Raw genomic sequence first — 16457 nt, 5'->3', positions numbered from 1 at the left:
AAATCAAAAAAAATAAGTATGGAAAATCAATCAAATGACATTAGTAAGTGCCCTTTTCATAATGGCAATATGGACAAAGCGGCTGCATCAGGAACAAAAAATCGTGACTGGTGGCCGAAGCAGTTAAAAGTAAACATTCTAAGGCAGAATTCCCCTTTATCAGATCCCATGGGAAATAAATTTGATTATGCTGAAGCTTTTAAAACCCTTGATCTTGAAGCTGTAAAAAAGGACTTAAATGATCTTATGACAGATTCTCAGGACTGGTGGCCTGCTGATTTTGGTCATTATGGAGGTTTGTTTATTCGAATGGCATGGCATAGTGCAGGAACGTATCGTGTACATGATGGGCGTGGAGGTGCCGGTGCAGGACAGCAGCGTTTTGCGCCACTTAACAGTTGGCCTGACAATGTAAGTCTTGACAAAGCCAGAAGACTTTTATGGCCAATCAAACAAAAATACGGACAAAAAATCTCATGGGCAGATTTAATGATATTAACCGGAAATGTTGCCCTGGAATCTATGGGCTTTAAAACATTTGGTTTTGCCGGAGGCCGTGCAGATGTATGGGAACCGGATGAATCAGTTTATTGGGGTTCTGAAACTACATGGCTCGGAGGAGACGAACGTTATGCTGATGGTTCAGATGGAGTACCAAAAGATCATGGAGTAGTATCATCTGATGACAATGCAGATGGACAAGTTCATGCCAGAAATCTGGAAAAACCGCTTGCAGCAGTACAAATGGGACTTATATATGTAAATCCTGAGGGACCTGATGGCAACCCGGATCCTATTCTGGCTGCCAAAGATATACGGGATACTTTTGGCCGTATGGCAATGGATGATGAAGAAACCGTAGCCTTAATTGCTGGTGGGCATACTTTCGGAAAAACACATGGAGCAGCTTCATCAGATCATGTTGATAAAGAGCCTGAAGCGTCAGGAATAGAACTTCAGGGCTTTGGATGGCAAAATAGCTTCGGTTCCGGTAAAGGTCCCGATACTATTACAAGCGGACTGGAGGTAACCTGGACAAAAACACCAACGCAATGGAGCAATAATTTCTTTGAAAATTTATTTGGTTTTGAATGGGAACTATCAAAAAGTCCTGGGGGAGCGCACCAATGGGTAGCCAAAAATGCAGAACCTGTTATTCCGGACGCATTTGATAGTTCAAAAAAACATTTACCAACAATGCTTACAACTGACTTGTCACTAAGATTTGATCCTGCTTATGAGAAGATATCACGCAGGTTTCTTGAAAATCCGGATGCTTTTGCTGATGCTTTTGCACGTGCATGGTTTAAACTGACACACAGGGATATGGGACCGCGTTCGCGTTATCTTGGGACCGATGTCCCTCAGGAAGAATTATTGTGGCAGGATCCTATTCCTAAGGTAAATCATCCTTTGATTAATGAGAATGATGTAATTCAATTGAAAGAAAAAATACTGAATTCAGGTTTAAGTATTTCACAATTAGTAGGAACTTCATGGGCATCGGCTTCAACTTTTAGAGGATCAGATAAGCGTGGCGGAGCAAATGGGGCACGCATCAGACTGGCACCTCAAAAAGACTGGCAGGTAAATAATCCGGCACAACTTAAACAGGTTTTAAACAAACTTGAAAGTATACAAACAGAATTTAATGCTGCTCAAGGAAATGGAAAAGAAGTTTCATTAGCAGATTTAATCGTTTTAGCCGGTAATACAGGGGTGGAGAAAGCTGTTAAGAATGCTGGATATTCAGTAAATATTTCATTTATTCCTGGCAGAATGGATGCTTCTTCTGAACAGACAGATGTTGAATCTTTTGGTTATCTTGAGCCTAAGGCAGATGGATTTCGTAATTACAGAAGTACCAAATCACCTGTTTCTACAGAGGAACTTCTAATCGATAAAGCAAATTTATTAACACTTACAGCTCCGGAATTAACTGTTCTTTTAGGAGGATTGCGTGTGTTGGATATCAATACTGACGGAAGTAAAAATGGTGTTTTTACAAATCGTCCTGGTCACCTTACCAATGATTTCTTTATAAATTTACTGGATATGAATACAAAATGGAAGGCTTTGTCAGATGATAAGGAACTTTACGCAGGAAATGATCGCAATACCGGGCAGCCAAAATGGATTGGTACCCGTGCAGATCTTGTTTTTGGATCTAATTCAGAATTAAGAGCTATTGCCGAAGTTTATGCAAGTAGTGATGCGCAGGAAAAATTCATCAACGATTTTGTTGCTGTATGGAATAAAGTAATGAATCTGGATCGATTTGATTTAGTTTAGTCGTTTGATTCATAATAAGAGTTAATACTAAAAAGGAGCCATATTGTGGTTCCTTTTTTTTATTAAATAAGATTGTTTTTTTCTAAACTTAAGATACGAATTATTCGTACATTAGTAAGAGAAGGGATGTATCATTCAGATAAATAGTATTAAACGCTATAATTTGCATAGTAAGATAAGTACTAATATTGTTTTTTTATTATAATTTAACTGTTGTATTTTTTTTATATTCAGAATTATAGGGAAATATAATTATGTTTTTTATGATTATTCAAAGAAATTCAATACATATTTGCTGAAAAATTAAAAATACATAGATTTGTTTTTTGTAGCATATTTACTTTTTTTAATATTGCGTTGGAAATAGATATCGTCTTAAAAGAACTTCAAAATCAAAATAAATCCGTTTATAAAAATGTATTTAACCATTTTTATAAAGGGCTGGTTATCTATGCCAACAATTTTTTATTTGATCAGGAAGCAAGTGAAGATATAGTACAGGAAGTATTTATTTCCTTATGGGAAAATGCAAAAAATATAGAAATAAAAACTTCTCTTAAAGCTTACTTGTATGCAATGGTACGCAACAAATGCTTAAATTACCTGAAATCACTAAAAGTAACTGATGATTTAAATGTAATTGATTTAAATTCGATACTGGTTTTAGATGAAGATTTAGATTTAATTTCCGAAGAAGAAAAAACAATTCTTTACAATCATATTTTAAAGATTATTGAAACTTTTCCGGAAAGTATGCAGCAGGTTTTCAAACTTAAATTTATTGAAAATTATAAATACGAAGAAATTGCCGATGAAATGGGAATTTCTGTAAACACAGTCAAAACGCAGCTCAAAAGAGCAAAAGTAAAAATCAGCCAATCGTTGGTTATTATATTAGCTTTATTATCCATCCATTCGTAAGAAAGTTACCTGACTTTGTGAGTAATTTAATTTTTTCTTCACTTTTTCTTAAACTTTTGTCACCCATTCTTCAGTTTCGATTGTCTTAGTTATAAATTACATCAGGTAATTGTTAATTTAAAGAGATTCTGAAAATGGAATTTAAACTGATTATAAAAAAAATAAACGATACGCTTAGCCCTGAAGAGGAATCAGTTTTTGATTTATGGTACAGCCAATCTGCAGAGAATAGAGATTATTTTGCTAAAGTTCAAAATAACTATCAAAGCGATATTGAAGATATAAATACTGAAAAAGCATGGAAAGTTATTGACAGCAGAATCAATCCTGGAAAAAATCAAAATCAGTTTTACAAATATGCTGTTGCCGCATCAGTAGTTGTATTGTTAGGTACTGGAATATTTTACTTTACAAAACCAAAAGAACAAATTATTGAGGTTGCTGAAAAACCAAAAGAAATTGCTCCGGGAGGTAACAGAGGAATTTTGACCCTTTCGAACGGAAAGCAAATTGTATTGTCTGACATTTCGGCAAAAGATACAATTGCCAGAGAAGGAGAAAAAGAAGAAGTTACTATCAGGATGGATGCTAACGGAGTTATTACCTATACCATAAATCCGGATGCAGCTGTCTCAGAAGCAGATGCTAATTCATTCAATACACTTTCAACACCAACAGGAGGACAATACAATATTATTTTGGCAGATGGAACTAAAGTTTATCTAAACACTGTTTCTTCTATTAAATACCCAGCCCGTTTTGATGGTAAAGAAAGAATCGTAGAGTTAGAAGGGGAGGCTTACTTTGAAGTAGCTAAAAATAAAAATAAACCTTTTATCGTAAAATCAGATACTCAGTCTATAGAGGTTTTGGGAACTCATTTTAATGTTCATGCTTACGATAATGAACCATCTGTAAAAACAACATTACTGGAAGGAAGTGTGGCAGTTACTTCTAAAAATCAGAAAGCAATTTTAAAACCAGGACAACAAGCTAATGTATCTGATAATCTTAACAGGATTACCATTCGAAAAGTGGATACCGAAGCTGCTATTGCCTGGAAAAATGGCCGTTTTAAATTTGATAATGCCGACCTGAAAACGGTAATGAAACAATTGGAGCGCTGGTACGGAATAAAAGTGGAATACCGTGGCGATGTATCTGATGTGAGGTTTAACGGAGGTACGTTTATGAATAAAAATTTGTCTGAAGTATTAAAAGTACTTGAGCTTAGTAATATAAAATTTAGGGTCGAAGGAAAAACGATTATTGTGTATCCGTGATTTTAAATTTACCCGATTATATTGGGTGTGAAACTAAAAAACCAGAGGCAGTTGCGATGCTTCTGGTTGTTAATAGGTTTATAGCCAATATAAGTTGTCCACTATTGTTTAACTATAACTAAATGTAAATGTATGAAATTTAATTTACAACCAAAAAAACCTTACAAAGAACTGAGGAAAATTATTCCGGGTCTTCATTTCTCTAATTGTACATGGATGTGGAGTGTGCTTCTTATGCTGTTATGCAGTTATACGGCGCAGGCACAGAATGTAAGCATTAATTTTAAGGATGCGCCGCTTGAGACAGTTTTGAAAGAAGTCGCAAAACAGGCCAATTACGAAGTTTTTTATACACAAAAAATACTTAAAGATTCTAAACCGGTAACTATCAATGTTAAGAATTCCGGTTTAAAAGAAACACTGAATCAAATTTTCAGTTCCCAAAATTTGAAATACTCGCTTACCAATCAAACAATAGTTGTAACTGTTGCCAAAGAAAAAGAGGAGAAATCGGGAAACGGATCAGGAAGAATACAAGGAAAAGTATTAAACAGTAAAAATGAGCCATTTCCGGGTGTAAATGTTACAATTTCAGGAACGAACAAACATAGCATAACCGATTTTGACGGTAGCTTTTCTTTTGATAATGCGCCGCTGGACGGTATATTGGAATGTACAGGCTTAACCATAGAAAAAAAATCTTTTGGTATTAACGGACGTACTCAATTAACACTTGTTGTTGAGGATAAAGTATCCGCAATGAAAGAAGTTGTGGTAACAGGTTTTCAAACCCTTACCAGAACTCATTCTACGGGTGCAATTACTAAAGTTGACGGGGAAACCTTAAATGAGAATATCAATGCAAATTTAGCAACAGCTCTGGAGGGTCGTGTTGCAGGACTGATGTTTCAGAAAAATCCAACCGGAGCTTCAGCAGATACGCCTATATTACGTGGAATGGGCACATTTTCTTCTTTGGAAGTAGGGTATAGTCCGCTTTTGGTAATAGATGGTTTGCCAACCGAATTGACTCTGGAAGATATTAATCCATACGATATTGAAAGTGTAAACGTTCTTAAGGATGCTGCAGCAGGTTCTATTTATGGTTCAAGAGCCGCAAATGGGATTATTGTATTAACTACAAAAAAAGGAAATGGTAAGTTAAAAGTAAGTGTAAATTCTGATTTCTTTATTTCTACGAAACCAAATATAAGGGATATGAATTATGCTTCTACCAGTGATATCGTTGATTTTGAACAGTCCGTATACAACAAAGAAAGATCCAGATTTGCCAATACAGCTACAATGTTCAATGGTTATGGAGATATTGGAAGCAGTAGTCCAAAGTATTATAGCCCACTTTATCAGCTAAACAGGGATTTGGAGGATGGAAAAATCAGCAATTTAGATTACAGTAGTACTATAGCACAATGGAAGAAGAACGATTACATCAAAGATTATCGTGACAATGTCTGGCAAAATGAATTTAGACAACGTTATAATGTTTCTTTTTCAGGAAGTACTTCTAAGCAAAATACTTATGTATCATTGAATTATGACGATGCAAAAAACAGAATCAAAAATAACACAAGCCGTGAGTTTAATCTTTATGCAAAAAGCAGTTTTCAGGTAAATAACTGGTTAAATGCAACTTTCGGATTAAATGCAACGTACAGTAACGATGATGTTACTGATTTTGATTTAGGGAATTATAATATCCAAAAAAGATACGAACGTATTACTGATGATAATGGGGAACTTGTAATATCTCCATTTGTAGGTATTAAAGATGGTTTTACTGGCAGTAGTGTTATTAACCCGGCTATGGCTGCAAGAATAAACAGTTTAAGTGGTTTCAAATCAGTAAATTTTAATGTGCTGGATGCGCTTCAGGAAGGTATCACACATGAAAATTCATTAAGCTTGAGAGCTTTTACAAACCTTCGTGCCAAAATATGGAAAGGTTTAAGTTTGAATACACAATTTCAATATGAACTACGAAAAAATGATAACGACCAGTATTATGCTGTAGACTCGTATAGAATGCGTTATGCTATCAATGCAATGACAGGATATAATCCAAATACAAATGCCTATACTTACGTAGATGGTTTTTCTACAGGAGGACGCTACAAACAATGGAGTACTCAGGCGAGTAACTATTCTTTTAGAAACCAGTTAGATTTTAGTCAGGATTTTAGTGAAGGCAAACATTCTGTTAACGCTATAGCTGGTTTTGAAATGCGCGAAACATTTGTCCCAAGAGGTATGGAACAAATACGATATGGTTATGACCCTGTTACACTTACTTCTGCAGTATTGAATAATCTGGCACTTAGTCAAACCGGAGTTCCAAGTTATATCTATGGCAATAATGCCACTTTAGCGGCAGGATCAAGAAAACAAGATGAAGTTTTACATCATTATTTTTCGGTTTTTAGCACGGCAGGTTATACCTTTTTATCAAAATATAATGTGACAGGCAGCTACCGTGTTGACAGAGCAGATTTATTTGGTGTGGATTCTAAATATAAAAACCGTCCATTGTGGTCTGCAGGTTTAGGATGGAATGTTAGCAACGAAGATTTTATGAAAGATGTAAAATGGGTCAACATGCTTAAATTGAGAGCTACCTATGGTGTAAGTGGAAATATTGATCAAACTACAACGCCATATGTTACCGCAACAAGAAGAAATGACAATTTATATCAGTCTTTGCAATACATAAATATTACTTCTCAGCCCAATCCAATGTTAAGATGGGAAAAAACACAAACCACCAATTTAGGCTTAGATTACACCTTGTTTCAAAATAAAATAACAGGTAGTATTGATGCCTATCGTAAATATAGTAATGATTTATTGGCAACAACCGATTTAGATCCGACTGTTGGTGCAACGACCAGAAGAATTAATGCCGGAGCCTTGCTAAATAAAGGAATCGAATTAAGTGTTGGTTCTCAATGGTATAACAATGGTAATTTCCGTATTAATTCTAATGTAGTTTTTGGTTTTAATAAAACCACAGTTGACAAAGTTACCAGAGCGCAATCATCTGCTTCAGTATATGTTGGAAACCCGTCAAATTACTTTTTTGAAGGTGAAGTATATAATAGTTTGTATGCATACAAATATGGAGGTACGGTTAATGGATACCCTTATGTTCTGGATGAAAACGGAAATCCGTCGATTACTTTTGATGCCAATGGTAATCCAATTTCAACAACTATTAAAACAATTACCAATCCGAAGGCTTTGGTTAATATGGGAAGTTTGACTCCAACTTACACAGGATCTTTATCTCAGCGATTTTCTTACAGACAATTTGATTTGAACATGCTGTTTGTTTTTTCAGGAGGAAATGTAATGCGCAGGGAAACTATTGATATGAGTACAGATGACGTAAATCTTTCAGGTATTACAGATCGTTACACAGATGCACAACCAAATGGAAATACACGTTTACTTGTAGATTTTGCTGACAATCTCAGAACTTATGCGGGAGCAATCAGCAGCCAGTGGAGAAATTCTGATGCAAATGTTGTAGACGGTGATTACATCAAACTTAGAAATATCTCATTAGGATATAACCTGCCGAAAACTTTTGCAAATAAGATAAAAATGGAATCAGCTAAATTTACTTTTCAGGTAAATAATATCTGGTATTGGAGCGCTGCTGGTAATCGTATCGATCCTGAAGTTTATTCAGCTAACTCAGGTATACGTAATTTACCATTGCCTAAGACTTACTTATTTGGTTTTAATTTAACCCTTTAAAAAAATGAAACATTTATATATCACAATACTGTCGCTGATCATGCTTTTTGTGGCATCCTGCGAAGAATATACAGATTTGACTCCTAAAGGTGCTTTAGTAGTAGAGACTGCAGGACAATTTCACGAAATGGTATCCCTGCCGGGAAGAGGCTATCCTATCAATAACTTTCAATATTTATCAGACGACCAATGGATGAAAGAATCAAATGTAATAGGGATAACTCCTAATATCAATACTATTAATTTTACTTTTGATGAAACTGTGGACAGGGTTTCTTTGATGACGGGCTCCAGTTTTTATAATCAGGCTTATACATATATCAACAGATGGAATACCATTATTTCGCTAGTTGATGATAGTAAGGGAGAAGCAAGTATCAAACAATTGGCAAAAGCAGAAGCCAAAATTTACAGGGCTTACGACCACTTTTTGTTAGTCAATCATTACGCAAAGGGTTATGATCCGCAAACAGCTGCTACCGATGGAGGGATTTGCATTATGGATAAATTCGATTTAGAGGCACAGCCGTCAAAATCAACAGTGGCAGAGGTGTACGATTTTATTCAAAAAGACATTGAGGATGCGCTACCGCATCTACAGGAGACACCACTAGATGTTTACCATCCTTCACTGGCATTTGCTTATGCTTTTAAAGCTAAAGTACATTTGTTTAAACGGGAAATTGTCAAAGCAAAAGAAGCTGCAGAAAAATCACTAAGCTATAATAATAAAATATTTGACATGGTTGCTTACAGTGCACAGGGAGGCCCAACTGTTGTGACTGTACCTGCTTCCAGTAATATAGAGGTATTGAGTTATATGTATATGAATGGTTTTAATGAAATGAACTTTGGACAGAGCTATATCATTAGTCCTGAACTGCGAACATTATTTGGTACCAATGATGCACGTTTTAATTTGTTTTTTAATACAACCAGTACAACTAATTTAGATCAGGGTTCTAATACCGCTTATTGGGGAACACAGTATACCAGATTTTTTTACCCTACAGTCGGAATGAAAACGACCGAAGTATATTTGATGCTTGCTGAGTGTTATGCGAGAGAAGATAAACTTACCGAAGCGGTTGGTGTTTTAAATCAATTAAGAGCAAAACGTATTTTGTCCGGTACTGTAAATTTAACTGTTCCGGCAACCAGAAAAGAAACGATGGAATTGGTTATAAACGAACGCAGAAAAGAACTGATGTTTGGTTTTAATCGTTTTTTTGATCTTAAAAGGTTAAATACTGAAACGGAATATGCAAAAACAATTACCAGAGTATTTCCGCTGGTTAACAAAACTGTTCCGCAAAAAACATATACGTTGCAGCCGAATTCCAGATTGTACATTATACCGTTTCCTTTAACGGCTTTGATGAAAAACCCAAAACTTACTTTAAACACGGACGAAAAAGTCCCATTTTAATCCTGATGAATAAATTATTTATAATTTTAATCATGCTGCTGGCCACGCAGCAGCATGGTTTTTCTCAAAACCCGACAGAAAAAAAAGCTGACAGTACCAGTACCCAGCCGAAAGGCATGCAGGCTTATAACAAAGTAATTACCGATAAAGCTAAAAGCAAGCAAGGCCTTTTTACAGTAAGTCAGGTAGATACGAAATACTATTTTCAGGTTCCGGACAGTTTGTTTAACAGGTATATGCTGGTAGTAACCCGATACCTTTCAACTCCTGAAGGAATGGGAACTTTTGGCGGGGAAAAAGCCAATGAGCAGACAATTTATTTTGAAAAAGGAGCGAATAATACTGTTTTTTTAAGATCATTGCAATACAGACAGGATGTTCGTAATGCAGATTCGATGCTGGCAAAAGCATTGGCAGGAAGCAATGAAAATCCAATCGTAGCTGCTTTCCCAATAAAAACAACTAATCCTGATAATGGATATGTTGTAATCGATGTAACAGATGCTTTTAAAAAGGATAATGCCATGTTCTCTCTGGAAAGCAAAGAGAAAACAGAAAAAAAATTAACAACTCTTGCTGACGATAAATCTTTTATTGAAAGTATAGATGTCTATCCGATTAACATTGAGGTAAAATCAACAAGGACTTATACCAGTTCTACAGTAAGCAGCGGAACCGTAACACTAAGATTGAATACCTCAATTGTATTGCTTCCTAAAACGCCAATGCGAAAACGTTTTGCGGATGAAAGGGTAGGTTATTTTGCTAATAAATATGTTTTGTTTGATGATGACCAGCAGCGTGCAGAGAAAAAATTCATTATTCAGCGTTACCGTCTGGAACCAAAAGACAAAGACATAAAAAAATACCTTAAAGGTGAATTGGTTGAACCCAAAAAACAAATCGTTTATTACATTGATCCGGCTACCCCAAAAAAATGGAGGCCTTATTTAATTGCAGGTATCAACGACTGGCAGAAAGCTTTTGAAGCAGCAGGTTTCAAAAATGCTATTGTTGGTAAAGAATGGCCGGAAGATGATAAAACAATGAGTCTGGAAGATGCGAGATACTCTGTAATAAGATATTATGCTTCAGAAACTCCTAATGCTTATGGACCACGTATAAGCGACCCGAGGAGCGGAGAAATTATGGAAAGCCATGTGGGGTGGTATCATAATGTGATGAAATTAGTACAAAGATGGTACATGATTCAGGCAGGACCTTTAGATCCAAAAGCCAGAAAAATGCATTTGGATGATGAACTGATGGGACAGTTAATCCGTTTTGTTTCTTCGCATGAAATCGGACATACAATTGGTTTACGTCATAACATGGGAGCGAGCAGCGCTACTCCGGTAGAAAAACTTCGCGATAAAAAATGGGTTGAAGCAAATGGTCATACCGTTTCTATTATGGATTATGCACGTTTTAATTATGTAGCGCAGCCGGAAGATAATATTGGTCCGGCGGGTATTTACCCACGAATCGGAATGTACGACAAATGGGCTGTTAAATGGGGGTATAGTTACCTCCCAAACGCTAAAGATGAGTTTGAAGAAGAAAAAATTCTGAGCAAAATGGCTACAGACAGTCTGACCGCTAATCCTAAATTATGGTTTGGAGGCGAAGGAAAAGACGAAGATCCGCGCAGCCAGTCAGAAGATTTAGGTGATGATGCAGTACTTGCCAGCGATTACGGAATTAAAAATTTAAAACGTGTAGTACCAAATCTTGTAGAATGGACTTCTGAGCCAAATGATGCTTATAATAATCTAGAAGACATGCATAAAGCGGTTGTAGGACAATATTCAAGATACTTGTATCATGTACTGAAATATATTGGTAATAACTATATCACTAAAAGAACTGTGGACGAAAAAGGTATTGTAAACCAGCCTGTTCCAAAAGCAAAAGTGAAAGCAGCTATCGATTATGTAGGCAGACAATTGTTTGTGGCACCTCTTTGGATGTATCCGCAGAATATTGGACAGCTTATCGAATTAAAAACAGAAGATCAGATTTCAGATCAGCAAAATCAGGTATTAAACATATTGTTAAGTTCTGGGATACTTTATAATATCAGTCTTAAATCCATGCAGTTTGAAGGTGCTTATACTGTTCCTGAATTTTTAAACGATGTACAGAAAACAGTATGGGTAAATTTTACAGGTGACACAAAACAGGATTATTACAGAAGATCTTTGCAGCGCAGCTATGTTGATAAACTAGGTCTTTTGCTATTGCCTAAAGAAGCAGAACCGGGCAAAGCCCTGAACACAGCTCAGCGCAGCGATGTAAGATTATACGGCAAGCAGCATATTCTAAAATTAAGAACTGATGTTACCAAATTGATGAATGCATCAACAGGATTTAATAAGGATCATTTCGAAAGTATTCTGATCGAAATTGACAAAATTATTTCAAAATTAAATAAAACCGATATATGAAAAAAATAGTAGTAATAGCATTTATATGCTTAAGTACTTTAGCACAGGCACAATTAACATCAAAAGAAGAAGTAACACCTGAGCTGGTAACAAAACGTGAAGCACAAAAAAAAGAAATCACAAATAATTACCTGGCATTAAAAAACAGCCTTATAATTTCAGACAGTCTTGCTGTTGTTAAAAATGCAGAAGCATTAAAAACTTCACTGAAAAATTTCAAGTTTAAAAAGCTCAGTCTGGAACAAATGAATGAGGCTACTACAAAAAGGAAGGTAATTATTGATCTTGTTACTCAGGTAACAGTAACTAAAAATATCAATAAACAGCGAAAAATTGTTCAGGAACTTTCAGTTAAATTCTGGGAGCTGGCTCCAAAGTTTAAAGCAGAAGACGCCACATTATATCTTCAGGTATGCCCTATGACCGGTGCTGTCTGGACAAGCGATAGTAAGGAAATCAAAAATCCTTACTACCCGAAAAATATGCTGACTTGCGGTGAAGTAAAAGCAAGTCTGTAAAGATTGAATTAGTTGATAAATACGGTATTCTGAATAAGAGCCGTATTTGTCTTTTTAGATAAACTGGTGTTTTTTTTAAAATAAGGATCTGAAATATTAAAAAGGCAACCTTTCTTATTTATACTAAGAGAACGTTAATCAGGCAAAAAAATAAATACAGATTTTATACTTTTATAAAAAATTGCGGGAGTGATGAGAAAGATTTTTCTTTTACTATTGTTTATTTTGGGTTTCTTACTGATGCCCAATAATGCTATGTCCTGTAATAAATCGTTAAAAACTGATTCGCATAAAGAGATGTCCTCAATGAAAGTCAAAGAACATTCTTGCTGCAAATCTTCTTATTCCAAAAACAAAAAGCACAATTGTGACGGCGGAAAATGTACACATACGAAATGTGGCTGTTCTTCCTCATGCTCAGTATTTTTGTCCTTTACTGAAGTAAATACTTCTGACTTTACAATAGAAATAGCTTTCACGATTCAAAAATTCCCTAATTTCCAAACTCTTGTATCCACAGGCTACGGATCGCTCTGGCTTATTCCTAAAATAGGCTAAAAGAATAGAGTGACAGCCAAAGCTCTGTCCATTTATGGGCTATTATTGCTCAGGATTAACTATATCAGGTCTGTTTCAATTCACCAGGGTTTTGAATAAGGCACTGTAATTTGATTTATATTATTCTTAAAAAAAACGATCATGTATTCATTCAAAAATATAATGATGGCAATGTTTCTATTGCTATCGGCTCTTTGCCACTCTCAGATTAAAAATGCTATTACTGAGAACATCCAGATATATGGAAATTGTTCCATGTGTAAGGAAAATATAGAAAAGGCAGGCAATCAAAAAAACGTGGCTGCTGTTATTTGGGATAAAAAAACAAAAACGGCTTCTGTTACCTATGATTCAAAAAAAACAAGTACCGATCAGATTCTAAAACGTATTGCTTTAGCCGGTTATGATAATAGCAGTTTTTTAGCACCGCAATCGGCTTATGACAAACTGCCTGACTGTTGCAAATATGCTAGGGAATTAAAAAATGCAGAACCAAAATCTGAAATAGCTTTGGCTCCTCATGCATTTCATAACAAGGCAGTTCAAACAGGTCCGCTTCAAAGAGTTTATGATGCTTATTTTACTCTAAATGATGCTTTTATTCAATCTGACAGTGAATCGGTGGCTGCTAATGCAAAGATACTGTCAGAAGCGATTTTGGCTGTAAAAATGGAATCGTTATCCGATCAGGAACACACAAACTGGATGAAAGTAAATACAGTATTAGCTGCTCAATCGGGCGCTATAGCAACAACAAAGGGAATAGATAAGCAAAGGGAAAGTTTTAAGGAATTATCAAAAAAACTCTATGAATTGATGAAAACTGCTAAAGGAACAGTCCCCGTGTATTATCAATATTGCCCCATGGCAGATGCTAATTGGTTAAGTAAAGAAAGTACCATAAAAAACCCTTATTATGGCTCTCAGATGCTGAGCTGTGGTAAAACGGTAGAAACCATTCAATAATTTAAATTTAAAGAATGAAATCGATCTATTTATTAATGCTCTTTGCTATAACAGCAAGTGCACAAAAGGTGGTGCGTTACGATCTTTATGTCAGGGATACGCTTGTCAATTTCACAGGCACACAAAAAAGAGCTATTGCCGTTAATGGACAAATTCCGATGCCGACCCTTACTTTCACTGAAGGTGATATTGCTGAGATTTATGTACACAATGAGATGGACAAAGAAACTTCGCTCCATTGGCATGGACTGTTTTTACCCAACAGGGAAGACGGGGTTCCGTATCTGACTCAAATGCCTATACAACCGCATTCAGTTTATAAATATACTTTCCCCATAATTCAGCATGGAACTCATTGGTACCACAGTCATAGCGGACTTCAGGAACAAATAGGGATGTATGGATCTTTTATTATTAATAAAAAAGCAGATGATCCGACTTTTAGAAAAGGTATTGATGATCTGCCCACGGTTCCCATTATTTTGAGTGAATGGACTGATATGAAACCTCATAATATTCACAGACTTCTGCACAATGCCAGTGATTGGTTTGCCATAAAAAAAGGGACGACCCAAAGTTATGGAGAAGCTATCAGGCATGGACATTTTTTTACGAAAGTGGTCAATGAATGGAAACGAATGAACGCTATGGATGTAAGTGATGTTTATTATGACCGTTTTTTAATTAATGGTAAAAATGAAAACCAGCTTTCTCAGTTTAAAGGCGGAGATAAAGTCCGTTTAAGGATTTCCAATGGCGGGGCTTCAAGTAATTTTTGGCTCAGCTACGCGGGCGGGAAAATTACGGTTGTAGCTAATGACGGCAATGATGTAGAACCTGTAGAAGTGGATCGACTGCTTATTGCAGTTTCTGAGACCTATGACGTTGTGATTAATATTCCGGCAGATCAGACCTCGTACGAGTTTTTATCAACACCCGAAGACAGGACTAAATCGGCCTCGTTATATATTGGCTCCGGTATTAAACAGCTTGCTGAGCCGCTTCCTAAATTAAAATATTTTGAAGGAATGAAGATGATGAACGGCATGATGAAAATGAATGGTGATCTGGATGATATGAGCATGAGTATGTCTCTGAATCAAATGGATATGAATGTAGTCATGTATCCGGAGATAACAGGTGAAGGAGTTAAAAAAGGAAAGCATTCTCATAAAAAGCATACTGACGGGGGAGCATCTCAATACGACAGCAATGCATTATCTGATATTGTAACCTTAAATTACAGTATGCTTAAATCGACCATTAAGACAACACTTCCCAAAGATACGCCCGCAAAAGAACTTCGGTTTGAGCTTACCGGAAACATGAACCGTTATGTATGGAGCCTGGACAATAAAGTAGTATCTGAAACGGATAAAATCCTGATTAAAAAAGGAGAGAATGTGCGTATTATATTGTACAATGGTTCTATGATGCGTCACCCTATGCATTTGCATGGCCATGATTTTCGCCTGATTAATAATCAGGGTGACTATGCACCGCTAAAAAACGTAGTAGATATTATGCCTATGGAAACCGATACTATAGAATTTGCTGCCAATACTGAAGGTGACTGGTTTTTTCATTGTCATATACTTTATCATATGATGAGTGGTATGGGAAGGATTTTTAGTTATGAAAATCAAAAACCTAACCCGGAAATTACCAACCCCAAAGTGGCCCAAAGAAAACTCTTTGCTGATGACAGGATGTTTCATTTTATGGCAGAAAATGATTTTGCTACCAACGGAAACGATGGTGAGGCGATGTATCAAAATACGCGATGGAGTATAGGAACAGAATGGAGGCTAGGTTATAACGATATGCATGGATATGAGACAGAAACCCATATTGGGAGATATATTGGCAAAATGCAGTGGCTGATGCCTTTTATTGGCTTTGACTGGCGATATCGTAAAATGGATATGGGAGAGCGTGAAGAGAATCTCTTTGGGCAAACCAATACTAAAAACGAAAGGACTGTATTTAGCGCAGGTGTCAATTATACGTTGCCAATGCTTATTGTGGCACAGGCAGAAGTTTTTACGGATGGTAATTTTCGTTTTCAGCTGGAGCGTATGGATATTCCTCTTTCCAAAAGACTTAGAATGGACCTAATGTGGAATACCGATAAAGAATATATGGCGGGGCTGAAATATATAATAGGAAAGAATTTAGGATTTACCACACATTATGACAGTGATATGGGGCTAGGATTTGGTTTGAACCTGAATTATTGAAAGACTAATAACGAATTCAATGAAAA

10 protein-coding genes are annotated in these 16457 nt (G+C 36.0%); all 10 read left to right on the top strand.

What is annotated here, in order from left to right; all coding sequences use genetic code 11:
* Nucleotides 1-18: 18 nt before the first annotated feature.
* The 10 genes from katG to GXM16_RS06350 all read left to right on the top strand — a co-directional run bounded on the left by katG (nt 19) and on the right by GXM16_RS06350 (nt 16431).
* Nucleotides 19-2292 (top strand): catalase/peroxidase HPI, encoded by a 2274-nt coding sequence (gene katG, locus GXM16_RS06395; protein ID WP_163393566.1) that lies wholly within the window; start codon nt 19-21, stop codon nt 2290-2292.
* A gap of 357 nt (nt 2293-2649) precedes the next feature.
* Nucleotides 2650-3213, top strand: a complete 564-nt coding sequence (locus GXM16_RS06390) for an RNA polymerase sigma-70 factor (protein ID WP_163393565.1) — start codon at nt 2650-2652, stop codon at nt 3211-3213.
* 134 nt (nt 3214-3347) lie between these two features.
* The gene (locus tag GXM16_RS06385; protein WP_229684219.1) at nt 3348-4496 is read left to right on the top strand and encodes a FecR family protein; all 1149 of its coding nucleotides are present in this window, start codon (nt 3348-3350) and stop codon (nt 4494-4496) included.
* A 132-nt stretch (nt 4497-4628) separates the two neighbouring features.
* The gene (locus GXM16_RS06380; RefSeq protein WP_163393564.1) at nt 4629-8273 is read left to right on the top strand and encodes a SusC/RagA family TonB-linked outer membrane protein; all 3645 of its coding nucleotides are present in this window, start codon (nt 4629-4631) and stop codon (nt 8271-8273) included.
* Nucleotides 8274-8277: 4 nt separating this feature from the next.
* The gene (locus tag GXM16_RS06375) at nt 8278-9702 is read left to right on the top strand and encodes a RagB/SusD family nutrient uptake outer membrane protein (protein WP_163393563.1); all 1425 of its coding nucleotides are present in this window, start codon (nt 8278-8280) and stop codon (nt 9700-9702) included.
* A gap of 5 nt (nt 9703-9707) precedes the next feature.
* A complete protein-coding gene (locus tag GXM16_RS06370) occupies nt 9708-12149 on the top strand; it encodes a zinc-dependent metalloprotease (protein ID WP_163393562.1) in 2442 nt (813 codons plus the stop codon).
* Nucleotides 12146-12667 carry a DUF3347 domain-containing protein gene (locus GXM16_RS06365; protein ID WP_163393561.1) on the top strand — a complete coding sequence of 174 codons (522 nt, stop codon included), beginning with the start codon at nt 12146-12148 and terminating at the stop codon, nt 12665-12667. The genes GXM16_RS06370 and GXM16_RS06365 overlap by 4 nt, the downstream gene beginning before the upstream one ends.
* A 192-nt stretch (nt 12668-12859) precedes the next feature.
* On the top strand, nt 12860-13225 hold the full coding sequence (locus GXM16_RS06360; RefSeq protein ID WP_163393560.1) for a hypothetical protein: 366 nt from the start codon (nt 12860-12862) through the stop codon (nt 13223-13225).
* 141 nt (nt 13226-13366) lie between these two features.
* Entirely contained in the window at nt 13367-14191 is an 825-nt protein-coding gene (locus GXM16_RS06355; protein ID WP_163393559.1) for a DUF3347 domain-containing protein, read from the top strand.
* A 14-nt stretch (nt 14192-14205) separates the two neighbouring features.
* On the top strand, nt 14206-16431 hold the full coding sequence (locus tag GXM16_RS06350; RefSeq protein ID WP_163393558.1) for a multicopper oxidase domain-containing protein: 2226 nt from the start codon (nt 14206-14208) through the stop codon (nt 16429-16431).
* Nucleotides 16432-16457: the final 26 nt, after the last annotated feature.

This window comes from Flavobacterium limi, assembly GCF_010645075.1.
Classification (GTDB): domain Bacteria; phylum Bacteroidota; class Bacteroidia; order Flavobacteriales; family Flavobacteriaceae; genus Flavobacterium; species Flavobacterium limi.
Note: the sequence above shows the minus strand (reverse complement) of the source record. Positions and strands in the feature narration are given on the sequence as shown.